This is a genomic window from Weissella sagaensis (genome assembly GCF_005405285.1).
GTDB classification, from domain to species: Bacteria; Bacillota; Bacilli; order Lactobacillales; family Lactobacillaceae; genus Weissella; species Weissella sagaensis.
The window spans coordinates 40960-66705 of the sequence record NZ_BJDT01000007.1 but is presented as its reverse complement, the minus strand read 5'-3'; the positions used below and the strand labels follow the sequence as shown (position 1 = coordinate 66705).

The window sequence follows — 25746 nt, the reverse complement described above, 5'->3', positions numbered from 1 at the left end:
TTTTCCTCTTAACCCTTTACTGCACCTGAGGTCATACCTTCAACGAAGAATCTTTGCAAAGCGATGAATAGAATTATAATCGGTACCGCAATTAATACAGATCCAGCAGCGAACGCCATAAACAACGAATTTGCAGATTCACGGGTCATCATAGTATACAAACCAATTGCTACCGTATAATTTTGAATATTATCGCCCATAATTACTCGTGCAAAAATGAAGTCCATCCATGGTCCTGTAAAGGCCATTAATGTTGTATACACAATTATCGGCTTTGACAAAGGTAACGTAATTGTTCTAAAAATATCCCACTTCGTTGCGCCATCTAACATTGCTGACTCATCTAAAGAAATTGGGATTGTATCAAAAAAACCTTTTTGTACATAAAATCCTAACGCTGCTCCTGCTACATAAACCAAAATTAGTGCAACTAGTGATTGTGTCAATCCAATTGCCTTCAAAATGTAATAAATAGCAATCATACTCATAAAGCCAGGAAACATGTTCAATACCAACGCACCTTGTAAGAAACGGCCACGCCAACGGAATTTTAATCTTGATAACGAATATGCCATCACAACCGTTATAAATGTTGATAATGTTGCACTAACAACTGCGACAATTAATGTATTCATGAACCAACGACCAAAAGGATATGTTGAATTAGTAAACAACATTTTATAATTATCTAGTGTGAAATGATGTGGTATAAAATAATCAACAAACATGCCACCTTCAGATCTAAAACTCGTTAATACAATCCAAATGATAGGTAATACCCATACTACTGCCAATAACGTTAATATTGTATAAACAATCATACGTGTCCGTTTATTTTTATTTTTCATAACTTACTCCTATCCCAGATTATTCATCTTATTAACACGTTTGTAAGCAAATAAAGAGAATACTGCTGACAATGTGAAAATCAAAATTCCGATAACTGAAGCTAGGTTGTAATCTGCAGCATCGATTGTCAATTTGTACAACCAAGTCACCAATAAATCGGTGTCTCCTGCATTATAGTAATCAGAATTCATCGGACCACCACCGGTTAACAAGAAAATAACATTGAAATTATTGATGTTACCAATGAATTGTTGAATTAAACTTGGTGCCATAACAAATAGAATTTGGGGAAAAGTTAAATCACGGAAAATTTGAAATTTGTTAGCCCCATCAATTTCAGCAGCCTCAATTTGATCTTGATTCAAATTTTGTAAAATACCTGTTGTTACCAACATTGTGGCTGGAATACCAATCCACATATTAACAATAATTACGGTGACCTTTGCCCAAGTGCCGTCAGTTAAGAATGGCAAAGGATGACTAATCACATGCCAATTCATCAGCATTGTATTAACCATACCGGAATCATTTAATAAATTATTCATAATTAATAATGTAATAAATTGCGGTACTGCCATTGTTAAGATAAATAACGTACGATAAACCTTTTTACCCTTAATGCCTTTAGCATTGATTAACATGGCTAATAATACACCAAACAAGAAAGATGTTACTGTTGCCATAATGGCCCAAACAATGGTCCAACCTAGTAATGGGAAAAATGTACTAGCAACATCTCCACCGAGCACATTACCCAAATTTTCAAAGCCAACCCAACTAAATAAATTTTTAGGTGGTAAATGATTATGATCGTAATTCGTAAAGGCAATAGAAATCATATAAATTAATGGTAATATCGTAAAAGCAACGACACCAGCAACCGGTACCGACATTAGCAAGATATGTAACTTGCTATCTAATAATGCTGATAAATCTTCTTTTAAAGTTGGAATGCTTTTATGATATAAATCTAATTCCTGCAATTTTCTAGCTGATTTTAAATTTACCCAATATTGATAAAAAAAGATAACAACAACGAGAATAGTTGCAACCCCAAACAAGAGCAACAACATCGAATTATCACCTTGATGTAACACATTTATCCCTAACTTTTTATCAAATACAAATCCTTGCTTATGTGTTCCAAGAGTTATTAGAGATTGTAAACTCTTAATTCCTCTAGCAAAGAACCAAGTAAAAAAAGAAATTTCAACTGCTAAAAACCATAATCCTTTTAGTATCTGTCCATGTAAAAGTTGCGATGTCCCCATAATGATAGCCGATAATTTCATTCGCCAATCGCCTACTTTTAAGGCTTCACGCACTGATAGTTTCTGCGTTTGCATGCGATATCCTCCATATAGTGATGATAAAAAGATATGCCTTACTAGGCATATCTTAGTTATTACTATGTAACTTATTTTTCAGACTTTGTTGATTGCTTAACCAATTTATCTAACTTAGATTGCATCTCTGTATCTGAGGTAAGCTTGCCTTTATAAGCATCATTAATCAATGCATCTGACGGTCCCCAGAAGGTCACCATTTGTGGTAATTTAGGCATAATAACTGAATTTTCAGGCTTAGCCATTTCCGTCACAGCAGCAGCCACATCATCTTTTTGAACATCGCCACTAGCTTGTACTGATTTACTTGATGGTACGTAACCTAATTTATCGAACACTTGCTTTTGGACTTTATTTGATGATAAGTAGTTAGCTAATTTCATTGCATTTAATGCTTTATCTGTTTGTGCATTAACACCAAATAATTTAACACCCAGGAAAGTTTTCATCTGCTTGTCACCATCACCAAAATTAACTGTTGGATACTTGGCAACCCCTAATTTATCTCCCATTTCCTTTTTCAAAGTCACCTTATCCCATGGTCCAGAAAGATAGGCATCGGCCTTACCATTTGACATTTTGTTTAAAGAAGCTGCATCCGTACTTTGAATAACACCATTATTATCCTTTTGCTGGGCAATCCACTTTAAAACTTGCATGCCTTTATCATTGTTAAAGTTAGTGCCTTTTACTTTTTCACCATTTTCACCATACAAGTAATCACCATTACTCATAAATAATGGTACATATTTATAATTAGCACCGTCACCAGCAAAGTTTGTTGTTAGCTTACCTTTCTCAGTAAGTGAGGCCCATGATTTAATATCATCTGCTGAAAGCTTTTCCTTGTTATAATATAAAACTTGCGTCTCAACACCATAAGGGTACCCATACATCTTGCCCTTATATGAAGCCCCTTGGACAGCTGAATCAGTCTGATCCTTTTTAATGCTCTTTTCATACTTCGTGTTTTGATAAATCAAGCCCGCCTGCACCATTTGCCCTAATTGATCATGTGGAAACATAAAGACATCTGCTGCTGCTGACGGATCCTTTTTTAAATCAGCTTGAGCATCTGCTGACTGCCCAATTTTAAAGTCCACTTTGATACCAGTGTCTTTTGTAAATTGCTTAACGATTGGTTTATATGCTTTATTATCAACCCATAATTTAACTGCTTTATCATCAGCAGAAGCCGAATTATTTGATACGAATATACCTGCTGAAGTAACTGTAGCAGCCAGTGCTGTCATCATAACAATTTTATTTGCCTTACCCATTTTTTATCCTCTTTTCAAAATATCCCAAAATAATGTAAGCGTTTTCATTAATAATTATAGCAACTTATTAAAAAAAGCACGATGTTACCGGTAACATAAATTCACATAAAAAGAACGTACAAAATTAATCATTTTAAGTACGTTCCTTGCTTATATATTCACAATATTTATTTGACCCCAAGCACTATTGCACTATATCCTGACATCGTCACACGATGTTGGTTTATCGCAGTATCACCCACTGTTACAAGTTGTTCACCTATTTGCACCAACCCAAATCTTACATTATTTGGTGACAAGTTTACCAATATCGTCAAAACTTGTTGACCTAATGTCCGTTGATATCCAATTACTGTATCAGGCAGTGAAGTTAATGGTGTAAATACACCCGATACTGCAAGTTTTTCCCAATTTTCATCATGTCGAATTTGTCCTAATTTTTGATAATAATGTAATACTGATGAAGTATCTGCCTGTTCATCAGAAACATTAATACCTTGACGATCGTTGCCCATCTTTAACCAAGGCGTTACGTCTGAAAAACCACCAAACTCAGAATCGTCCCATTGCATCGGTGTTCGTGCATTATCTCTTGATTTTGCATTAATTGAAGCTAATGCCGCTTCCTTTGAGTAGCCAGTTTCTAATGCTTCATGATAATTATTAATTGATGATACATCATTAAATTCTGCAATGTCTTGACGTTCAAAATTTTTCATTCCTAGTTCTTGTCCTTGATAAATAAAAGGCAATCCTGGTAAGAAATAATACATCGTCGCTAATGCCTTGGCTGTCTGTGCAGTTTGATATGCCTTATTTGGTACTAATTTTGAAAGCACTCTTGGTTGATCATGATTCTCCAAGACATTAGCCAAGGTCCCTTTAATATCAATAGCCGTTCGCTGGGCATTAAACATTGCTTGGCGTAAATCTTTAATTTGCCAAGTACTGCGACCTCGATACCATTCATCGGTGTTTTGCACATCAATATTCATATATGAAAAATCAAAAATAGCTGAAAAATAGCCTTCAGGTCCAACATATTTTTCTAGATCACTGTCAGGAACACCATATGCTTCACCAACTGTTAAGGCATCATACTTATCAAAAGTTGCTGCTTTTAATTCATTCAAAAACAAATCAATGCCTGGACGATTTTGTCCCTTTTTAACAACTGCAACTAGGTCATCAATGCCATCAGCAGGTAAACTGGCCCAATCCAAATCTTTCTTCAAATGCGTAATCGCATCAACACGGAAGCCAGCAACCCCCATTTCTAGCCACCAATTAATCATTTGATAAATTTCTTGTCTTAGTTTTGGGTTTTCCCAGTTTAAATCGGGTTGCTGTGGTGCAAATGTGTGAAAGTAATAGTTTCCTTGTTCCCCTGGTACAGGCTCCCAAGTAGAACCACCAAAAATACTTCGCCAATTATTTGGCGCTTTACCGTCGTCACTTTGCTTAAAAATATAGTAATCCCGATACTCACTATCAGGATGTTCCAACGCGTCAATAAACCATTGATGCTGATCAGAGGTATGGTTTATCACTAAATCCATAATGACCTTAATACCTCTTTTTTCGGCTTCGGATAAAAACCGCTTAAAATCATCCAAGGTACCAAATTGTGGATCAATATCCTGATAATCAGAAATATCATATCCCATATCTACCATTGGTGATTTATAAATTGGTGATACCCAAATCATTGTTACACCTAAATCTTTAATATAATCCAAACGATTAATCATCCCTTGAATATCACCAATACCATCATGATTAGTATCCTGAAAAGAGCGCGGATAAACTTGATAGACAACCTCATTTTGCCACCATTTTGTATTCATTGATAAATCCCCCAGTTATTTATTAATGACTTTAGCTTATAGGAGACTCATTAAATATTCAACAATACAATCATTGATTTAAGTAATCGCTTTCATTGATTTATTTTAAATTATTTATAACAATATTATATATATAAATTCATTAGAAATATCTTTTATTATTTTTCTAATATACAAATAAGCATATCAGGTTATCCTATGTTACCGATAACAGAATCATATCAAGCTTTAAAATTATGGCTAATTAAAAATGGAGGTAACCTGTTATTTCAGATTATCTCCATTAAATATTTTATTAACTTATCTAGTCTACTGAAACATTAGCTTGTACTAAAGCAATAACTTCATCATTGGTTTCAGAATCAACGGCTTGCTCAGCTAGCTGCGCCATTTCTTGCGTATCCAACTTCTTCATCAATGAACGCGCTTGCAAAATTGATGTAGCTGACATTGAGAATTCATCTAATCCCATACCCACAAGGATAGGCAAAGCAATTGGGTCACCAGCCATCTCACCACACATTGCAGCAAACTTACCATACTTGTGAGCAGAATCAATAACATTCTTAACCAAACGTAAGATTGATGGATTATATGGTTGATACAAATATGACACACGGTCATTACCACGATCTGCAGCCATTGAATAACCAATCAAGTCGTTTGTTCCGATTGAGAAGAAATCAACTTCTTGAGCAAATTTATCAGCCAAAACAGCTGCAGCTGGAATTTCAATCATGATACCTAACTTGATATCATCTGAAACTTCAGTACCTTCAGCAACTAACTTCGCTTTTTCTTCATTAAAGATATCACGAGCAGCACGGAATTCTGGTAATGTTGCCACCATTGGGAACATAATCCACAATTGACCGTAAACTGATGCACGTAATAGCGCACGCAATTGCGTCCGGAAAATATCATCACGATCTAATGAAATACGGATAGCACGGTAACCCATAAATGGATTATCTTCTTCTGGTAATGGCAAATATGGTAAGTGCTTGTCACCACCAATATCCATCGTACGAACCGTTACAGGTTTACCATCCATGCTTTCAAGTACTTTCTTATATGATTCAAACTGAGCTTCTTCAGTTGGTAATTCTGAAGAATCCATGTACAAAAATTCAGTACGATAAAGGCCAACACCTTCAGCACCATTTTCAATCACACCATCAAGATCCTTGGGAGTACCGATATTAGCACCAATGACAAATTCTTTACCATCAGCAGAAACAGACTTTTCATTCTTTAGCTTAGCCCATTCTACCTTCTTATCAGCATATGCACGACCCTTTTGTTGATATTCAGCAATTTCAGCATCAGATGGTAAAATCAATGCATCCCCATCCAAGCCATCCAAAATTACCATATCATTTTCATCAATATCCTTTGTAGCAACATCAGAACCGACGATTGCAGGGATTTCTAGCGTACGTGCCATAATCGCTGCGTGGGCAGTACGACCACCAACATCAGTAATAAAGCCTTTTACATAGCGACGATCAAGTTGTGCTGTGTCTGAAGGCGTCATATCGTGCGCAACAATTACAACTTCTTCATTAATCAAGGCAGGATTGGGTAAATCTTTGCCTAATAAATGACTCAAAACACGCTTCGTAACATCACGAATATCAGCAGCACGTTCTGCCATATATGGATTATCATCTGCCATAGCTTCGAACATACCAATATACATATCAGTAACAGCTTTTAGCGCTGCTTCAGCATTTGTTTTGTCGGTATCAATTTTATCATTGATACTACTTAGAAGTTCTGGATCCTCTAATACCATAATATGTGCAGTAAATACTTCAGCTTCATCAGCTCCCATTGACGCTTCAGCTTTAGTACGAATTGTTTCCAAATCTGCCTTAGATGCCAAAAAGGCCGCATTTACGCGGTCTTTTTCACCTTGAGCATCGTCGATTGTGCGAGTCTCAAAAGACAGATCCGGGTCAACAAGCTTATATGCTTTTGCAATTGCAACACCATTAGATGCTGCAATTCCTGTAATTTTTTTAGTCATTACTCTGTTCCCTTTGAATCTGTTTATTTAATTACAAATTAATCAGTCAAACCTTCAGTTGACATTGTTTCTGCAATAGCTGCCAAGGCATCAGCCTCGTCATCACCTTCTGCAGAAATCTTAACGTCAGCATTTTGACCAACACCCAATGACATAACACCCATAATTGACTTCAAGTTTACATCCTTACCTTGGTATGACAAGGTAACGTTTGATGAGAACTTTGAAGCTGCTTGTACCAACAAAGTTGCTGGACGTGCGTGGATACCAGTTTCGGCTACAATGTGAAATTCGCGTGATTCCATGGTGATAATCTCCTCTAAATTTAAATATTATTCTTATAAATGGGTTTAGTGAATCAATACTTTCAACAATCTTTTTTCAACTAACCTCTATAAACATTTTATCAGGTATTAAATACAATCGCAAGCGCTTACATATTTTTTTCATTAATATTCATTGCGTTATAGTTATCAATAAATTTATTTCTATGATGCTTCATCATCTTTTGCTGTGTACGTGATAATGCCACCTCGTTCAGCAGTACCAGTAATTGCATTTTGATATGGGTAGTCACGCCAAACATTATAGAAATCTGAAAACTCTTTTGCATTAACTATAAATTGATCTAATTCGCCCGATCTAAGCTGATCTAACATTTGATTATAATCCATTTGGCCTCCTTAACTATATTATACCGTTAATTTTAAAATTGGCACAAGAGACTTCCATAAGTAAAGCCGGCACCAAATCCCGTTAATAAAACTTTTTTACCTTTTAAAGGCACTTGGTGTCTTAGTTCATCCAAAGCCATCGCAATACCGGCTGACGATGTATTACCATATTTAGTTACATTTGTAACAAATTTGCTCATTGGCTGATTTAATTTTTTGGCCAACATCTCTATAATCCGCAAGTTTGCTTGATGCGGAATAAAATAGTCAATGTCATCTGGCGTTAAATTATTCTGTTGCAATAAGTCATTAATATGTGCCGGAATTAAACGTTCTACTTCACTAAATACCTGACGTCCTTCTTGGTGGAAAGCCGTCGTTTTGGGGTAATTATTCGCAGATATTTCATTTAACGGTGCAATTAATCCAGAATGAACCACTTTTGAATTACCAATTGTATGCATTTGCTCAGCAACTACAAGGCTATCTGATGAAGCTTCTAAAATAAAGGCAGCTGCCCCATCCCCAAAGAATACAGCAGACGTTCGGTCATTAAAATCCATCATTTTAGAATTAACTTCAGCTGAAATAACTAAAGCATATTTTGCTGCATTGGCTTTTAAAAATTTATCAGCAGTGCTTAACCCAAACACAAATCCAGCACAAGCAGTTGATATATCATATGCCCATGCTTTTTTTGCTTGTAAGTTTCTTTGAACTAACGCTGCAGTGGATGGCGCTAAACCATCTGGTGTAAACGTCGTCACAATAATTAAGTCAATATCGTCTGGCGTAAGTAACGTTTGTTCAAATGCTTGTTGCGCTGCCTTAGTTGCTAAGTCTGAAGTATTTTCTCCTTGAAGAGATACATGTCGCGTCTTAATACCCGTATGTGTTTGAATCCACTCGTCATTTGTATCCATAATTGTTGCCAAATCATCATTGGTGACAATATCTTCAGGTACATAATGAGATGAGGCAACAATTTTTACGCCTTGCGCCATACTTTGATTTCCTCCTAAATACTATTACAGGCTATTATACTTGTACAAGCACAAAAAAACATTAATTTTTAATAAAAATTACATTTCATCAATACTGTTGATTAAAAAAGTGTAAATACTTTTGACCATCAGTTGTCTGTGTCAATTTTGTCATACTAGCATTGCCTGGTTCTGGTAAATGTATTGTTGCTGGCGTTATACCAAAAGTCGCCATTATCACTGCTTTAATCGTAAATCCATGCGTTACTACCACAATATTATCAGTTGGATAATTTTTCGTCATTTCATCTAAAAAGATCTGTACACGTTCAACCACCTGTTCAAATGTTTCACCCTCAGTTGCATATTTAACATATTGTGGTAAAACATCATGCAAGATGTCATCAAAAACATCCGGATATGCCGTCATTAATTTTTGATTACTTTTACCGTCCCATTGACCATATGAAATTTCTAATAATCTTTCATCAGTTTGTAGCGACAATTGACCCGTTTTATTTAATAATGCCGCTGTTTGTTGCGTTCTGTTCAATGGACTAGCTACAAGATGTTGCGCAAAATCTAAATCAAAATGCTCTGCTAGCCTTGTAACTTGTTGAATTCCCGTTTCATTTAACTCTGTATTTTCAGTATTAATTTGACCTTGTTTTAAACCACTTGCATTTGCTAGCGTTTGACCATGTCGTACAAAATAAAAGGTTGTCATCGTGTTACTCTCCTGTATTAGCTAAAAAAGCTGGAACAAAATGATGTTCCAGCCAAGTGATACTAAAGATTATCAATAACATTGCTTAAATTGGTAAGTATGCCAAATTATGCTTTTGTTACCTTTTGCTGTTTTAACTTGAATTCTTCATTATATGAGAAGACATTTTGACCAGCTACGGCAGCATCACCCACAGCAGTGGTAATTTGACGTAGTTCCTTATCACGAACATCACCAAGAGCAAACATTCCTGGGCGTGCTGTTTCCATACGCTCATTGGTTTCAATCCAGCCTTGTTCATTTGTAACACCTAAATCAGCCACAACTTGTGATACTGGCAATACACCAACATAAATAAAGACACCAGCAGCATCTACCGTATAAACTTCATCAGTGACATTATTATGCACGCGAACGCCAGTTACCTTCTTGTCGTCGCCTAAAATTTCTTCAACTTCAGTATTCCAAACAAATTCAATCTTTTCGTTGGCAAATGCACGATCTTGCAAAATTTGTTGTGCACGTAATTTATCACGACGATGGAAAACCGTAACTTTATCAGCTAATCCAGCTAAATAAGTTGCTTCTTCCACAGCTGAATCACCACCACCAACAACAATTACATGTTGATTACGGAAAAATGCCCCATCACATACTGCACAGTACGAAACACCACGGCCAGCATAGGTATCTTCACCAGGGACCGCTAATTTCTTATAATCAGAACCAGTTGCAACAATAACCGTATTACTTGTATACTCATCCATATCAGTTACAACATGCCATGAACCATCTTCTTGTGCTTGAACATGCAAAACTGTTCCAAATGCATATTCTGCACCAAATTGTGTTGAGGATTTATACATATTTTCGGCTAAGTCAGGGCCTAAAATACTACTAAAACCAGGGTAGTTTTCTACTTCGGCTGTATTATTCATTTGACCACCATAAATACCGCGATCAATCATCAACACAGAAAGATTTGCACGCGATGCATATGTTGCTGCTGTCATACCACCAGGTCCTGCACCTAAAATTATCGTGTCATAATGTTGAACCATAATAACACCTCCATCTTCAAATACTTTATTTTCTTATTTCCTAATTACTTCTATTACATTTTACCTTCTTTGAAACAGAAAGCAAGCTATTTACTTACTTTTTGTTAACAAAAATAAAACTGTAAGTATTTTATCATACCAACAGTTTTATTTTTAACAAATTAATCTAGTTTATTGGCTAAATCTTTAATGTAGCGCTTCAAAGCTTCAGCTGTTTGTGGATGCTTCAAACCAAATTCAATATTAGTTGTCAAAAAGCCAATTTTTGAACCAATATCATAACGGTCACCCTTAAATTCATGCGCATAAACATGTTGACGCTTGTTTAACGTATCAATGGCATCTGTTAATTGGATTTCGTTACCTTTACCAGGCTTAGTATTTTCCAACTCTTCAAAAATTTCAGGCGTCAATAAGTAACGTCCAATAATAGCCAAATCTGATGGTGCATCTTCAGGCTTTGGCTTCTCCACAAAGCTATTAACTTGGTGAAGGCCATCAGCAACTTCCTTTTCAGGTGCAATGACACCATATTCAGAAACTTGATCGTGTGGAACCTTCATAACAGCCAACGTTGACTCACCTGTTGTATTATAACGGTCAATCAACTGCTTTGTTAATGGTTCATCATCATGCATCAAATCATCACCTAGCATGACAACAAATGGTTCGTCCCCAATAAATGACTTAGCAGTCAAAACCGCATCCCCCAAACCGCGTGGATGTGATTGGCGAATAAAGTACAAGTTGATATCGGTTGTTTCTTCAACAATCTTCAATAACTCATTCTTTCCCTTCTCACGTAAGTTATTCTCTAACTCAGGATTTGAATCAAAGTGATCTTCAATAGAACGCTTTGACTTACCATCAACAATCACGATATCTTCAATTCCTGAAGCTAATGCCTCTTCAATGATGAATTGGATAGTTGGCTTATCAACGATTGGCAACATTTCTTTTGCTAATGCCTTAGTAGCTGGCAAAAAACGTGTCCCTAATCCTGCGGCTGGAATAATTGCTTTACGTACTGGTTTCATGATTTAATTACTTCCCTTCTTGTGAGACTGGCCGTCCCATTAATAACTGCATAACATTTTTAACATCTTCATTGTCATAAATAACACGATACATAGCTGAAGTAATTGGCATTTCAACATGTTTCTTTTGTGCTAATTCATGCGCAACTTTGGTAGTTGAAATTCCTTCAATAACCATTCCCATATCAGCCACGACATCATCTAGTTGCTTCCCCTGGCCTAATTGCACACCTGCACGATAATTACGTGAGTATACTGATGTTGCCGTCGCAAATAAGTCGCCTACACCAGCCAAGCCCATAAATGTAATGGGGTTGGCACCAAAAGCTTGTCCAAGACGACTAATTTCAGCTAACCCTCTTGTAAACAATGCTGCTTTTGCATTAGCATCATATCCTAAACTCTCCAAAGCCCCTGCTCCAATGGCAATCACATTTTTAAGAGCTGCGCCGATTTCTGATCCCACAACATCGGTATTGGTATAAACACGGAAAATTTGATTGCTCAATACATTCTGTACATACTTTGCAACCGTCAGATCTGAGCTGACTGCCGTCACTAGTGTTGGGTCATGCTTGATAACGCCTTCAGCATGTGAGGGACCAGCAATAATCCCCAAGCCACCTAAATATTCACTTGGAATTTCTTCGGCAAGCATTTCAGATACCCGCTTATAAGTGACCGGTTCGATTCCCTTAGTCGCTGCCATAACAACAACTTTATGGTTAGTTTCCTTTAAAATTGTCACTAACTGGCGAGCTACTTCACGTGTTGCTTTAGTTGGAACAACACTTAACACAAGATTAGCGTCTGCAATTGCTTGCTTCATATCAGCAACTGCGATGACACCTTCATTAAGTGGATGTTCACCCAGATATTTTGTATTACGATGGGTTTCGTTAATTTCATCAACTTGTTCAGCACGATGACTCCACAAGCGCACAATATGCCCATTTTCAGCGGCAACATTTGCCAGGGCGGTTCCCCAAGAACCGGCACCTAAAACTGCAATAATTTCGCGACTCACGAGATTCCTCCTTGTTACTAATATCCCTGAGAATACCATAATAATACCACATCTTAATATCTTGGCAATCAAAATTTAAGCTTTGTCTACCCTTATATATTGAAAATACTATTTTGAATTATCAGAAATTAATTTATTTAAGTTATTATTAAATGTCTGAGTTGCATCGAATCCCATTAATTTAGCACGGAAATTTTTTGTTGCTGTCTCAACTAAAACAGCTAAATTTCGTCCAGCTTGAACAGGGAGAACAAAGCGTGGTAAATCAACGCCTTGTATAGTCATTACTTCCTCACCATTCCCTAAACGATCAACGTCTTGATCATCATGCCATTTAGCAAGATGTAAATTAAACGCAATCGTTGCATGTGAACGAACCGCTCCAGCACCAAATAAATCCATCACATCAATGATGCCCACACCACGCAACTCCATTAGATTCCTTAGAATTGCTGGCGGCTCACCTACCAGACGCTCTTCATCTTGTGCATAAACATCTACTCGGTCGTCTGCAATTAGTCGATGACCACGTTGTACTAATTCTAAAGCTGTTTCTGATTTACCAACGCCAGAATCACCCGTGATCAAAACACCTAACCCGAAAATATCAACCAATACACCATGAATAGATTCACGTTCTGCCAGACCTCCACTCAAAAAATACGTCATGTTGGCCAAAGTTTTAGAAGAAGTCAATTCAGTTGCTAATACTGGAATGTGATTTTCTTCGGCAGATTGCATAAATTCTTCTGGTAATTGCCGACCTGTTGACACAACAAATGTTGGTGTATTTGGTTGCATCATTTTTCTTGCAATCAATAACAACTCTTCATGATTCATACGATGCGCAAATGACGTTTCCGTAATCCCCATTAACTGAATACGTTCGGGTGCATAGTAATTAAAATATCCAGTCATTTCTAGACCAGGACGCGAAATATCTGGTGTCGTAATTTTTCGATCTAAATATTCCTCACCTGCCACAATTTTTAGACGCGTATTGTCTAACAAATCTTTTACTGTTAGTTCTTTTGTCATCTTTAATTCCCCATCTTATGCCTGTTGATTATCTTTATTGAAATAATTAGAAATGATCAAATTAACAAGCGACATTATAATTGCAATAAAGACCGCCCAACCAAAACTGGCAAACTTAAAGCCATCCCCAATGACCCAAGCTGTTAACCAAAGCACTAGTCCATTAATCACTAAGCCAAACAGTCCAAAGGTCAAAATGGTAAATGGTAATGCTAATAAATGTAACACTGGTTTAACTAGGGCATTTAAAATACCTAAAATAAATGCCGCTAAAATTGCTGTCCAAATACTGCTAATATAAAGACCGTTTCTAAACAATCCTGCCATTGCTAATAATGTAATTGTATTAATAATAATGCGTTGCCAAAAAGAAAAATTCTTAAAAGTAACTGTTTTCATAAAATTCCTCCAGTTATTCTTAATAAACAGTATATCAAAATTACAGTTATATTTGGCTAAATGTCTTGTAAATTAGTCTTTAAATATATAAAAAAAGCGGAAATGAAATAAATCATTTTCGCTAATATTGAAAATTTTTAATCAACGTTGATCTTTAGCTTTGAATAAATCATCAAATGGTGATTTCCCACTATGCGCAACTTGCGTTAAAAACATTTTAACAGCTTGTTGGGTGGTTAACCCATTTTCTTTAAAAACATTATCTGCTGCATTACGCACCTCTTCTTCAACACGTATTTGAATCAATTTTTCCATTGGCGCATCCCCCCTTTTACCTTATTAAGTATATTTAACCCATGCTTTATTATATACCATTTTACGGAAAATATCTTATTCCAGCATAGATTTGAAATACAAAAATTTTGTCTGTATAAAAAAATGCACTGTCTTATACAAGACAGTGCATTTAGATTGGCATTGCTAAGATTGACGCGTCTTAGCGCACGTGATGGTTACCCATCAGTCAACGTACACCCAATAGCAAAGCTAAAGGTAGTCATGTGCAGCAATCCGAGTTCCACAACTCGTTTTGCATCCTCCAGTATATACGACTGTTAATGAGGACCGTTTATAAAAGATCTATTATGATCTTTCTCGACTCATCGCATAAGTAAAATTATAGCACATAATAATATTTAAAACAATCTAAACATCATTTTAAACATTACTAGGTGAAAATTCACCTTTTGTATGAATTATGCATTAAAGGTGTCACCTAATTTTAAAGATTGCGCTTACATTTAACTATTATTAGGTATATAATACAAGTATAAAATAATTTATTTAAACATAATACCTTATAAGGATGGTGACTTCCATGGCAGAGGACAAGATTGCATACAAGAACATATTGGCTCCTATTGATGGATCGAAAATTTCTAGCGTCATAATTGAAAAGGCTGCTGCAGTTGCTGTGCGTAACCAAACTGCTCTAGATTTGTTGTATGTTATTGATACAAACTCAATTTCTGGACTAGCTGGTATGTCAATATCTGGTGATGTTGTTTATCAATTAGTACAAGATGCTGAAGAAAAGCTAACAAAATACGCTCAAATTGCTCGTGATAATGGTGCAGAACAAGTTAATATTCACGTTCGTTTTGGTTCACCAAAGACGGTTATTGCCCGTGATTTCCCACGTGACCACGATACTGGTCTAATCATGCTTGGTAAGTCAGGATTAAACGCACTGGAACGTATTCTTGTTGGATCAGTTACATCGTTTGTGGTGCAAAACGCTAAAACAGATGTTTTGATTGTGCAGTAAATTTTAAAAAGCCGGCTACTTCGTAGTTGGCTTTTTTATTGCCTATCCAACTTAATTTAATATAACTTAATGGACTTTTATTAAAATTAGGTTATAATAATTCTATGTTTTTAATCATTATTAACACAGGGGATGCACTATGAAAATTATTGGAAATACACTAGAAACAATTCATAAATTTAGACACGGACATGTTAGCCAACATTGGTTAAATGATCCATTTTTAACTTCATCGACCTCACTTGGGGCCAATCGTAATATTAAATTACAACTACTCTACTTAGATATCAATGATACGTTCTATTTAGTTGAAAGCACTTCAGCTATGTCTCATTCATTACAGTACCAGGATGGTGCAATTGTTATTTCTGACTGGTCACCAGCTGATTTTGCTGGTTTACTACGTAGTTACAATAAACCTGGTTTTGATAATTATTTCCAATTAATTGTTACAAATACTGCCCTAGCCTACTCAAATTCATAGCCTAAACAAAAGGCAGCAAACTATCGTTATTCGATAGTTTGCTGCCTTTTAAATGATATTAAACCACTAAAACTAACTAAGACTTTTTATCAATTGTTATCTTTACAATTTTATCTGGGTTAACCGGCGTTGATTTTTCTGAATGATCCGCATTATCTTTAACTTCAGCAGCTGCAATTTTATCCACAACATCCATCCCACTAATGACTTGTCCAAAAACAGTATAATGACCATCTAATGATGGGTTACCACCTTTTTTATACGCATCAATAATTTTATCAGGATATTTTGATTTTTTTAACTGTGTTGCTGAATTCTCATGATTTTGATTAATAAAAAATTGTGAGCCATTTGTGTTTTCACCCGAGTTAGCCATTGAGACTGCTCCCCTTATATTATAAAGATTAGGCGAAATTTCGTTCTTAAAGCCTGAGCCATCATCAATTTTTTCATTTTTATTCTTCCAAATTGATGCACCACCAGTTCCTGTACCAGTTGGATCACCACCTTGAATCATAAAATCATTAATCACGCGATGAAAAATTGTCCCATTATAGTAATTTTTTTGAGAATGCTTAACAAAATTTTTAACTGCTAATGGCGTATATTTATTAAATAACTTCAGTTTGATATTACCAGCTGTCGTTTCGATTGTCACAACTGTCTCATTTTTATGAACCTTTTTTGATAATTGTGGCAATGTCAATTTATTTAATTTTGTTTTTGAAAGAGACTGCTGTTTTTCAGACATCTCATCTTTATCTGAATGTGCCGACTGAAACGCAATCGCAAGTCCTAAAATAACAAAAACAACTGCAACCAACGCAACAATCTTTTCTGATTTGCCTTTCTTCATTATGTTAACTCCCGTTCTTAATTAACTTTTCTTGTTAACCCCATTTTATAATGCAATGCTTAGTGTAAAGATAAAATTTTACTTTAAATTAACGATTTGTCATTTTAAACTCTAAGAAGTAGTCATTATACTTACCAACCCAATTTGGCCCTAAATCTTCGTACACTTCAAGTTTTGACAATGTTTTATTATCAGGGTACCAAGATGGGTTATTTTTAATTGCTTTTGGTAATTGTTGCACTGCTTTTTTATTTGGTGTTGCATAGCCAACATAAATGGCATTTTGTTTTGCATTAGCTGGCTTACTCATAAAATTCAAAAAAGCATAAGCTGCTTTTTTATTTTTAACCGTTTTAGGCATAACAATATTATCAAACCACAAGTTACCACCATCGCTAGGAACAACATAATGCAAATGTTTATTTTCAGAAATCATTTCTGCTGCATCACCTGAATAATCAACTGCCAGTGTTGCTTCCTCTTGTGCCATATACGTCTTAATCTCATCTGCGACAATTGCTTTAACATTTGGCATTAATGTATCTAATTTTCCTTTAGCTGCAGCTAACTCCGGGATGCTTTTTGTATTAACAGATTGTCCACTAGATGCTAAAGCCATCCCCATAATATCCCTTGAAGAATCGATCAACATAATACTTTTTTTGTACTTAGGTTGCCAAAGATCATTCCAAGTTTTAATCTCACCAGGCTTAATGTACTTATCATTATAGACAATCCCCAATGTCCCCCAAAAGTACGGAACAGAGTATTTATTACCTTTATCAAATGCTTGGTTCATAAACTTTTTATCATAATTACCGAGCCCCGTTAATTTTTTATGATCCAATGGTAACAAAAGATTAGCAGCCTTCATCTTTTGAATCATGTAATCTGACGGTACTGCTAAATCATAATGTGTGCCACCTTGTTGAATTTTCGTAAACATTGCTTCATTAGAATCAAATGTTTCATAATCAACTTTATAACCTGTCTCTTTTTGAAACTTTTTTAACAAATCTGGATCAATATAATCTCCCCAATTATAAATTGTCAATTCTTGATGACCATTATTTTTAGTGCCAACATTTTCAGTATGTTCTAAAAAAATATTAACCCCGAATAGCGCTAACGTGGCACCTAATATAATTGTTGTTAACCAAATGATTTTTTTCATGATTAATGCACCACCACTCTATTACCTTTCTTTTTTTTGCTATTAGCAGCACTATAATTTGAAATAAAGTAATAGATAATAACCAAAACTAGTGACAACAAGAACATTAAGGTCGCCATCGCATTGATAGAAAGATCAATTCCTTGACGTGCACGTGAATAAATTTCGACTGACAGCGTTGAAAAACCGTTTCCTGTTACGAAAAAGGTTACTGCAAAATCGTCCAATGAATACGTAATTGCCATAAAAAATCCAGACAAAATACCTGGCCATGCATATGGCAAAACAACTCTTGATAACACTTGATAACTATTTGCACCTAAATCACGTGCTGCATCAATCAGGGCTGGATTCATTTCATTTAAACGTGGTAACACCATTAATACAACAATAGGAATTGAGAATGCAATATGCGCTAACACAACAGACCCAAATCCTAATTTCAAGCCAATCATTGTAAAGAAAATCAAAAAGCTTGCACCGATAATAACATCTGGCGATACCATCAAGACATTGTTTAACGATAATAAGACATTTTTAGTGCTAGCTTGTTTTGTATTATAAATACCAATCGCGCCAAATAAACCGATTAAAGTTGCAATTAGGGCTGACAATAATGCCACAATAAAGGTATTTACTAGCATCTGCATTAATCGAGCATCGGCAAACATATCGATGTAGTGTCGCCATGAAAATCCCGAAAATCCTGCCATATAATCACCTTTATTAAATGAATAAAAAATAAGGTAAAAGATTGGCGCATACATTAATATAAAGACAAAAACCAAATAAATATTTGCCCATTTTTTGTGCTTATCTACCATGCTTGCCTCCCTTCTTCTTACGATCTCTGGTTATCATCATCGTTAAAATCATTGCAACAATCAAAATGACACCAATGGTCGAACCCATTCCCCAATTTTGCGTAACTAAGAAATGCTCCTCAATTGCAGTTCCTAAGGTAATCACACGATTACCTCCAATTAGTCTAGTGATCATAAATAATGACAATGTTGGGATAAAGACGGCTTGAATACCAGCTTTAACACCACCCATTGACATTGGAAAAACAACCTTAACTAAGGTTTGCCATTGTGTTGCCCCCAAATCACGCGCTGCATTAATATAACTTTTATCTAGCTCAACCAGTGAATTAAAAATCGGCATAATCATAAAAGGTATTTCTATATATGCAGCAACAACCAAAAAAGACATATTTGTAAACATCATTTGATGCGGCGCAAAGCCTATTAATGATAAAAACTCGTTAATAGTCCCTGTTTTAGAGAATAGTCCTATAAAGGCATATGCTTTTAATAATAAATTCACCCACGTTGGCAAAATAACCAATAATAACCAAAATTGGGCATGCTTGAGACGACTCATTATATATGCCATTGGATAACTAATCAATAGTGTAATTGCTGTGACAATAAATGCAAAAAAGATTGAATTAAAGGTCATCCGTAGATAAGTACCTGAACTAAAATACGTCACATAATTTCCAAATGTAAAATGCCCATTAAGGTTCCCAAATGATTGAATAATCAATAAAATAACAGGGGCAATGACAAATAATCCTAACCACAATATATATGGAATTGTATAAGTTAGTGTGCGTTTACGATTCATTCATTGTCCCCTCCTCAGTATCATCATATTCTTCCATTCGTGCATCAAAATCTTCCTCAGACTCATTTAAACGCATAATGTGGATATCTTCAGGATCAAAGAACAAGCCACGCCGTTCACCAATAACAGCAGGATTAGTTGCTTGAATTTGCCACTCATTTTGATCATCATCATATGCTGTAATTTCATAATAATCACCTCTAAATGATTGGTCATCAATCGTGACAATTAATTTCCCCTTATCAGCACTTACTAAATCTAAATCTTCAGGTCGCAATACCACTTCAACCTGTTCGTTAAGTCGCATACCACCATCGACATTTTCAAATTCTTTACCTGCAAATGAAACTAAGTAATCTTTACGCATCACACCTGGTAAAATATTTGATTCGCCGATGAAGTCTGCTACAAAGTGATTAATTGGGGCATCATAAATATCCACAGGCGTACCATTTTGAACAATCTCACCTTCATTGGTAACAAATATCCAGTCTGACATTGCCAGTGCTTCTTCTTGATCATGTGTCACAAAAATAAATGTTATCCCCAGACGCTTTTGAATCTCACGTAATTCATATTGCATTTCCTTACGTAATTTATAGTCTAACGCTGATAACGGTTCATCTAACAATAAAACCTCGGGATCATTAGCTAATGCTCGTGCAATCGCTACACGTTGTTGTTGCCCACCAGACAGTTCTGAAATTTCTCGATCTGCTAAACCAGATAATTTTACTAGGCTTAACATTTCAGCAACTTTTGCTTTAATCTCAGCCTTGCCTTTGCCTTTAATTGACATACCAAATGCAACATTTTCAAAAACATTCATATTTGGAAACAATGCGTAATTTTGAAAGACTGTATTAACGCGCCGTTTCTCAGGCGGTAATTCATTAATTCTTTGACCTTCAAATAAAATGTCTCCTGAAGTAGCTTCTAAAAAGCCAGCAATTAAACGTAAAATTGTCGTTTTACCAGAACCTGAAGGTCCTAATAACGTATAAAACTTACCAGCTTCTATTACTAAATCAACTGACTTCAAAACAACATTGTCATCATATTGCTTAGCAACATGTTTAAATTCGATAATTGGTTGTGCCACTACCAGTACCACCTTTCTTTACATAAACTTTATTATACAAATTAATCAAAAAATAGTCGATAATAAAACAAAAAAGGACATTGATAAATGATTTTATCAATGTCCTTCTTAATTTTTATTAAATAAAACTTATTCAGCTGATGAAGAAGAACCGTACTTAGCAATAATATCTTCTTGTACGTTCTTAGGAACTGCTTCATAGTGGTCAAAGACCATTTGGAATGTTCCACGACCTTGCGTTGATGAACGCAAAGTAGTTGCATATCCAAACATTTCTGACAACGGAACCTTAGCGTGTACTAGCATTTGCTTTCCACGTTGGTCCTGTCCTTCAAGCAATCCACGACGAGCTGAAACGTGACCCATAGCATCACCCAAGTTATCCTCAGGGACCATAATGTCAACCTTCATGATTGGCTCCAAAATAACTGCACCAGCAGTCTTAGCAGCTTCACGCAAAGCTAATGAAGCAGCAATCTTAAAGGCAGCTTCAGATGAGTCGACATCGTGGTATGAACCATCATACAACTTAGCCTTCAAATCAACCAATGGGAATCCTGCCAAAGGACCATTGTTCAATGAATCCTTCAATCCAGCTTCAACTGAAGGGATGTATTCACGAGGAACAACACCACCAACAACGGCATCTTCGAATTCAAATCCAGCACCTTCTTCATTAGGTGAGAATTCAATCCAAACATCACCATATTGTCCCTTACCACCTGATTGGCGCTTGAAGTATCCACGAGCTTGAACAGTCTTCGTAAATGCTTCACGGTAAGCAACTTGTGGTGCACCAACCGTAACGTCCACGTGGAATTCACGCTTCATACGGTCAACAATGATATCCAAGTGCAACTCACCCATTCCAGAAATTAGTGTATCACCAGTTTCTTGGTTAGTTTCTGCACGGAATGATGGATCTTCTTCAGCCAACTTTTGCAAAGCAACAGTCATCTTAGCTTGATCAGCCTTAGTCTTAGGCTCAACAGCTAGTTGGATAACTGGGTCAGGGAATTCCATTGATTCCAAGATCAATCGACGATCTGGTGAAGTCAAAGAATCTCCAGTAGTCGTATCCTTCAAACCGATGGCAGCAGCGATATCTCCTGAGAACACTTCAGGGATTTCTTTACGATCAGTTGCGTGCATTTGTAGCAAACGACCAACACGCTCACGCTTGTCCTTTGACGTATTCATGATATATGAACCTGATTCCAAAGTACCAGTATATACACGTAAGAATGTCAAACGACCAACGAATGGATCAGTCATAACCTTAAATGCCAAAGCAGCAAATGGATCCTCATCGTTAGCAACCAAGTCAATTTCTTCACCAGTTTCTGGATCGTTAGCAACATATGGCTTAACGTCCAATGGTGATGGCAAATATTCAACAACGGCGTCCAACATCATTTGAACACCCTTATCTTTATAAGCTGAACCAGCAAGAACTGGGTAGAATTGTAGAGAAATTGTTGCACGGCGAATAGCAGCCTTCAATTCAGCTTCGCTAATTTCTTCACCTTCCAAGTACTTGTCCATGATTTCGTCGTCAACATCAGCGACGGCTTCAACCAATTCGTTGTACTTTTCTTCTACTAAGTCAACATAGTCGGCAGGAATTTCACGTGCTTCCCATTCTTCACCTAGTTCAGTGGTTGGGTACATTGCCTTCTTTTCGATTAAGTCAATAACACCTTCGAAATCGTCTTCGGCACCAATTGGCCATTGAATAGCCTTAGCATTGGCATCCAAACGATCCTTCAATGAATCAACAGACATACCAAAGTCAGCACCCAACTTGTCCATTTTGTTAACAAAAACAACACGGGGTACTTCATAAGTTTCAGCTTGGCGCCAAACAGTTTCTGTTTGTGGCTCAACACCGGCAGCCCCATCCAATACGGCTACGGCACCATCAAGAACACGCAATGAACGTTCAACTTCGATAGTGAAGTCCACGTGACCTGGTGTATCAATGATGTTAACACGGTATGGCTCGTTCTTATATTGGTCATAAAAACCATGCCAAACAGCTGTTGTGGCCGCAGATTGGATCGTGATTCCACGTTCCTTTTCTTGGTCCATAAAGTCCATTTGTGAAGCCCCATCATGAGTTTCACCAATTTTATGAATCTTACCAGTATAGTACAAAATACGCTCTGTCGTCGTTGTCTTACCAGCGTCGATGTGCGCCATGATTCCGATGTTACGAGTGCGTAGCAAAGGATATTCACGCTTGTTAGCCATGAGTAATTCTCCTTGAGTTTCTTAACAATTAACTGATTAATATGTTAATTGTTGGTTGTCTAGATATATTATACCGTAAATACACCAAAAGTGGCTACTGTCATTTGACTGCAGCCACAAAATTGGTCTATTACCAGCGGTAATGTGCAAAGGCACGGTTGGCTTCAGCCATCTTATGTGTGTCTTCACGTTTCTTAACAGATGCACCAGTGTTGTTGGCAGCATCCATAATTTCCTTAGCTAAACGCTCTTCCATAGTATGCTCACCGCGGGCACGTGAGTATTGCACCAACCAGCGCAATCCCAATGTCACACGACGTTCTGGACGAACTTCAACAGGAACTTGGTAGTTAGAACCACCGATACGGCGTGCTTTAACTTCCAATACGGGCATAATATTGTTCAAAGCTTCTTCAAAGACAGCCAATGGTTCATTACCAGTAGCTTCCTTAATACGACTAAAAGCATCATATAAAATTGTTGAAGCAGTTCCACGCTTACCATCAAGCATCAAGCGATTGATCAAACGTGAAACAAGCTTTGAGTTGTAAATTGGATCTGGCAGAACTTCAGCCTGCTTAGTGTAACTCTTACGTGGCATTATATAAGTCCTCCCTTAATTATTTCTTGTTCTTAGGGCGCTTTGCACCATACTTAGAACGTGATTGCATACGTCCGTCAACACCAGCAGTATCTAGTGCACCACGGATAATGTGGTAACGAACTCCAGGCAAGTCCTTAACACGACCACCACGAATCAAAACAACTGAGTGTTCTTGTAGGTTGTGTCCGATACCTGGGATATATGCAGTAACCTCAATCAGATTTGACAAACGTACACGAGCGTACTTACGCAAAGCTGAGTTAGGCTTCTTAGGTGTCATCGTACCAACACGGGTAGCAACACCACGCTTTTGTGGTGAAGACACGCGTGTGGCCTTCTTTAATTGTGAGTTATAACTAAAGTTCAAAGCAGGTGACTTTGACTTTGTGCTCTGTGACTTACGAGGCTTACGAACCAATTGGTTAATTGTAGGCATTTCGAAGAGTCCCCTTTCAAATTTTTATTCTATAGTGTTTAGTCCACATTTCCAGGCGTGTCATTTATTAAACAACAAACCAATGAACTTTGATCATTTGGTACTTTTGGTTTACGAGTTCAGCACGTCGCGTAACCGCAAACACCCTGCTAACTAAAAGCACAATTAATAATATACCACTGACTCGAATATTATGCAACCTTTTTATCATATAAAAAACGTTGATAGAATAACCTTTAGTTTGCAAACAATTCCGGGCGTATCATTTTTGTAAAATACACGACATTAGGCGTCTCTATAACTAGGTGCACACAGAAAGGACTTCATATGCTACTTGATTTTTTATTATTGCTAATTTTAATTCTTATTTCTTATCAAGATATTCGATTTCAACAATTTAATAGCATTTGGTTAGCGCTACCTTTATTTCTTGGTGCCCTTTTTTATCATACCCCTATTTTTATTATCTTAACCGGTTATATTATTTGCCTAACAATTAATGTTTTTACTCAAGAACACTATATTGGTAATGGCGATTTAGATGTATTAGCTACTATACTTTTCTACGTTAATTTCTATGAGTTTTGGTTAATTTGCTGCCTTGCTTGTGGCATTCAAATCGTTTTTCACTATATTAATGATCAAAAAACATTGCCGTTCGTACCTGCGATTACCTTTAGTTTCAGCATAATTGTTATTTATTCATTTTTATTTTGAAAATAAAAAACACCAAGAATAATATCCTGGTGTTTTTAAAAATTTTAAGAATTAAACCAAAGCTAACAAATCAGCCTTCTTTGCTGAAGAAGCAAATTCGATGCCGTTTTCTGACAAATATGCTTTAATTTCAGCAACAGTATTCTTTTCAGTTGGCTTTGAAGCAGCCTTCTTTGAAGAAGCAGCGTTGATAACAACACCCTTCTCCAAAGTAGCAGCTGACTTTTCAGCAACAACTTGTCCGTTGTCAGCCAATGCCTTCTTTGCTGATTCAACCAAAGCTGAGAAAGCTTCGAAATCTGAAACAGCTAGTTCAGCAAGCATCTTACGGTTCAAAGTTGAACCCATCAATGACAAACCGTTCATGAAACGTGAGTATGATAGACCATTCATACGCGCACCAGCATTGATACGTGCAATCCACAACTTACGGAAGTTGCGCTTAGTTTGCTTACGATCACGGAATGCATAGAACCATGACTTCCAAACTTGTTGCTTAGCAACCTTATAGTTGATGTGACGTTGACCACGGTAACCCTTGGCCAACTTAATCATCTTCTTACGACGTGAACGCGTAACGTTACCACCCTTAACTCGCATGGGTATTTCCTCCAGTAATTTCTAATTTATTCGGAACCAGTTATAACTATTTAACAATAATTATGATTAACGGCTCAACATTTGTGTATATGTCTTCAAAGTAGTGTGGTTCATCATTGAAGTACCACGCAATTGACGACGTTGCTTCTTAGTCTTACCGTGGAAACGGTGTGACGTATAGGCATTAGCTGACTTCAACCCACCATTTGCAGTTTTCTTGAAACGCTTTGCTGAAGCGCGATGTGTCTTATACTTAGGCAT

Annotated in this window: 27 protein-coding genes and 1 pseudogene; 2 read left to right on the top strand and 26 right to left on the bottom strand. The window is 36.5% G+C overall.

Going from position 1 to position 25746, the window contains the following annotated elements; translation table 11 throughout:
- Positions 1 to 8: 8 nt before the first annotated feature.
- The 15 genes from FFM55_RS07610 to FFM55_RS07540 form a co-directional block, all read right to left on the bottom strand.
- On the bottom strand, positions 9 to 848 hold the full coding sequence (locus FFM55_RS07610) for a sugar ABC transporter permease (RefSeq protein ID WP_137600802.1): 840 nt from the start codon (positions 846 to 848) through the stop codon (positions 9 to 11).
- A 9-nt stretch (positions 849 to 857) separates the two neighbouring features.
- Positions 858 to 2195: a carbohydrate ABC transporter permease gene (locus tag FFM55_RS07605; protein WP_042493724.1), complete on the bottom strand. Its 1338-nt coding sequence runs from the start codon at positions 2193 to 2195 to the stop codon at positions 858 to 860.
- Between the two features lie 71 nt (positions 2196 to 2266).
- Complete coding sequence (locus tag FFM55_RS07600) at positions 2267 to 3475, bottom strand: extracellular solute-binding protein (RefSeq protein ID WP_137600801.1); 1209 nt, start codon at positions 3473 to 3475, stop codon at positions 2267 to 2269.
- Positions 3476 to 3642: 167 nt separating this feature from the next.
- Positions 3643 to 5322: a glycoside hydrolase family 13 protein gene (locus tag FFM55_RS07595; RefSeq protein ID WP_042493721.1), complete on the bottom strand. Its 1680-nt coding sequence runs from the start codon at positions 5320 to 5322 to the stop codon at positions 3643 to 3645.
- 304 nt (positions 5323 to 5626) lie between these two features.
- Positions 5627 to 7354, bottom strand: a complete 1728-nt coding sequence (ptsP, locus tag FFM55_RS07590; protein ID WP_042493720.1) for a phosphoenolpyruvate--protein phosphotransferase — start codon at positions 7352 to 7354, stop codon at positions 5627 to 5629.
- A 38-nt stretch (positions 7355 to 7392) separates the two neighbouring features.
- A complete protein-coding gene (locus FFM55_RS07585) occupies positions 7393 to 7659 on the bottom strand; it encodes a phosphocarrier protein HPr (protein ID WP_042493719.1) in 267 nt (88 codons plus the stop codon).
- Positions 7660 to 7842: 183 nt separating this feature from the next.
- Positions 7843 to 8028, bottom strand: a complete 186-nt coding sequence (gene ykzS / locus FFM55_RS07580; protein WP_042493717.1) for a protein YkzS — start codon at positions 8026 to 8028, stop codon at positions 7843 to 7845.
- 32 nt (positions 8029 to 8060) lie between these two features.
- Positions 8061 to 9032, bottom strand: coding sequence for a beta-ketoacyl-ACP synthase III (locus tag FFM55_RS07575; protein ID WP_042493716.1), 972 nt, complete (start codon positions 9030 to 9032; stop codon positions 8061 to 8063).
- 88 nt (positions 9033 to 9120) lie between these two features.
- Complete coding sequence (locus tag FFM55_RS07570; protein WP_042493714.1) at positions 9121 to 9738, bottom strand: histidine phosphatase family protein; 618 nt, start codon at positions 9736 to 9738, stop codon at positions 9121 to 9123.
- Positions 9739 to 9845: 107 nt separating this feature from the next.
- Positions 9846 to 10799 (bottom strand): thioredoxin-disulfide reductase, encoded by a 954-nt coding sequence (gene trxB, locus FFM55_RS07565; protein ID WP_042493713.1) that lies wholly within the window; start codon positions 10797 to 10799, stop codon positions 9846 to 9848.
- A gap of 161 nt (positions 10800 to 10960) precedes the next feature.
- Positions 10961 to 11836 (bottom strand): UTP--glucose-1-phosphate uridylyltransferase GalU, encoded by an 876-nt coding sequence (gene galU, locus FFM55_RS07560; RefSeq protein WP_042493711.1) that lies wholly within the window; start codon positions 11834 to 11836, stop codon positions 10961 to 10963.
- A 7-nt stretch (positions 11837 to 11843) separates the two neighbouring features.
- Positions 11844 to 12902, bottom strand: a complete 1059-nt coding sequence (locus FFM55_RS07555; protein WP_170999668.1) for an NAD(P)H-dependent glycerol-3-phosphate dehydrogenase — start codon at positions 12900 to 12902, stop codon at positions 11844 to 11846.
- A 69-nt stretch (positions 12903 to 12971) separates the two neighbouring features.
- Positions 12972 to 13901, bottom strand: a complete 930-nt coding sequence (gene hprK / locus FFM55_RS07550) for an HPr(Ser) kinase/phosphatase (protein ID WP_042493707.1) — start codon at positions 13899 to 13901, stop codon at positions 12972 to 12974.
- Positions 13902 to 13916: 15 nt separating this feature from the next.
- Positions 13917 to 14300, bottom strand: a complete 384-nt coding sequence (locus tag FFM55_RS07545; protein WP_042493706.1) for a phage holin family protein — start codon at positions 14298 to 14300, stop codon at positions 13917 to 13919.
- 141 nt (positions 14301 to 14441) lie between these two features.
- A complete protein-coding gene (locus FFM55_RS07540; RefSeq protein WP_042493705.1) occupies positions 14442 to 14615 on the bottom strand; it encodes a type II toxin-antitoxin system RelB/DinJ family antitoxin in 174 nt (57 codons plus the stop codon).
- 562 nt (positions 14616 to 15177) lie between these two features.
- Between FFM55_RS07540 and FFM55_RS07535 the strand changes: the two genes are divergently transcribed.
- The gene (locus tag FFM55_RS07535; RefSeq protein ID WP_042493704.1) at positions 15178 to 15627 is read left to right on the top strand and encodes a universal stress protein; all 450 of its coding nucleotides are present in this window, start codon (positions 15178 to 15180) and stop codon (positions 15625 to 15627) included.
- 139 nt (positions 15628 to 15766) lie between these two features.
- Positions 15767 to 16111, top strand: a complete 345-nt coding sequence (locus tag FFM55_RS07530; protein ID WP_042493702.1) for a hypothetical protein — start codon at positions 15767 to 15769, stop codon at positions 16109 to 16111.
- Between the two features lie 76 nt (positions 16112 to 16187).
- Here FFM55_RS07530 and FFM55_RS07525 read toward each other — a convergent pair whose 3' ends face one another.
- From FFM55_RS07525 to rpmI, 11 genes and pseudogenes are all read right to left on the bottom strand, one after another.
- Entirely contained in the window at positions 16188 to 16967 is a 780-nt protein-coding gene (locus FFM55_RS07525; RefSeq protein ID WP_042493698.1) for a peptidylprolyl isomerase, read from the bottom strand.
- A gap of 88 nt (positions 16968 to 17055) precedes the next feature.
- Positions 17056 to 18141, bottom strand: coding sequence for an ABC transporter substrate-binding protein (locus FFM55_RS07520; RefSeq protein ID WP_042493696.1), 1086 nt, complete (start codon positions 18139 to 18141; stop codon positions 17056 to 17058).
- A 2-nt stretch (positions 18142 to 18143) separates the two neighbouring features.
- Entirely contained in the window at positions 18144 to 18965 is an 822-nt protein-coding gene (locus FFM55_RS07515) for an ABC transporter permease (protein ID WP_042493695.1), read from the bottom strand.
- Entirely contained in the window at positions 18955 to 19773 is an 819-nt protein-coding gene (locus FFM55_RS07510; protein ID WP_042493694.1) for an ABC transporter permease, read from the bottom strand. Before FFM55_RS07510 ends, FFM55_RS07515 begins: the two co-directional genes overlap by 11 nt.
- Complete coding sequence (locus FFM55_RS10140; RefSeq protein WP_137600800.1) at positions 19763 to 20875, bottom strand: ABC transporter ATP-binding protein; 1113 nt, start codon at positions 20873 to 20875, stop codon at positions 19763 to 19765. The genes FFM55_RS07510 and FFM55_RS10140 overlap by 11 nt, the downstream gene beginning before the upstream one ends.
- Before the next feature lie 129 nt (positions 20876 to 21004).
- Positions 21005 to 23128, bottom strand: a complete 2124-nt coding sequence (fusA, locus tag FFM55_RS07500) for an elongation factor G (protein WP_042493691.1) — start codon at positions 23126 to 23128, stop codon at positions 21005 to 21007.
- A gap of 130 nt (positions 23129 to 23258) precedes the next feature.
- The gene (rpsG, locus tag FFM55_RS07495) at positions 23259 to 23729 is read right to left on the bottom strand and encodes a 30S ribosomal protein S7 (RefSeq protein ID WP_042493690.1); all 471 of its coding nucleotides are present in this window, start codon (positions 23727 to 23729) and stop codon (positions 23259 to 23261) included.
- Between the two features lie 19 nt (positions 23730 to 23748).
- Positions 23749 to 24168 (bottom strand): 30S ribosomal protein S12, encoded by a 420-nt coding sequence (gene rpsL / locus FFM55_RS07490; RefSeq protein WP_042493689.1) that lies wholly within the window; start codon positions 24166 to 24168, stop codon positions 23749 to 23751.
- A gap of 768 nt (positions 24169 to 24936) precedes the next feature.
- The gene (locus FFM55_RS10075; RefSeq protein WP_228179998.1) at positions 24937 to 25095 is read right to left on the bottom strand and encodes a HeH/LEM domain-containing protein; all 159 of its coding nucleotides are present in this window, start codon (positions 25093 to 25095) and stop codon (positions 24937 to 24939) included.
- Positions 25072 to 25485, bottom strand: a pseudogene (rplT, locus tag FFM55_RS07485) (50S ribosomal protein L20); the annotation flags it as partial. The pseudogene rplT and the gene FFM55_RS10075, both read right to left, overlap by 24 nt.
- 66 nt (positions 25486 to 25551) lie before the next feature.
- Positions 25552 to 25746 (bottom strand): 50S ribosomal protein L35, encoded by a 195-nt coding sequence (rpmI, locus tag FFM55_RS07480; protein WP_042493686.1) that lies wholly within the window; start codon positions 25744 to 25746, stop codon positions 25552 to 25554.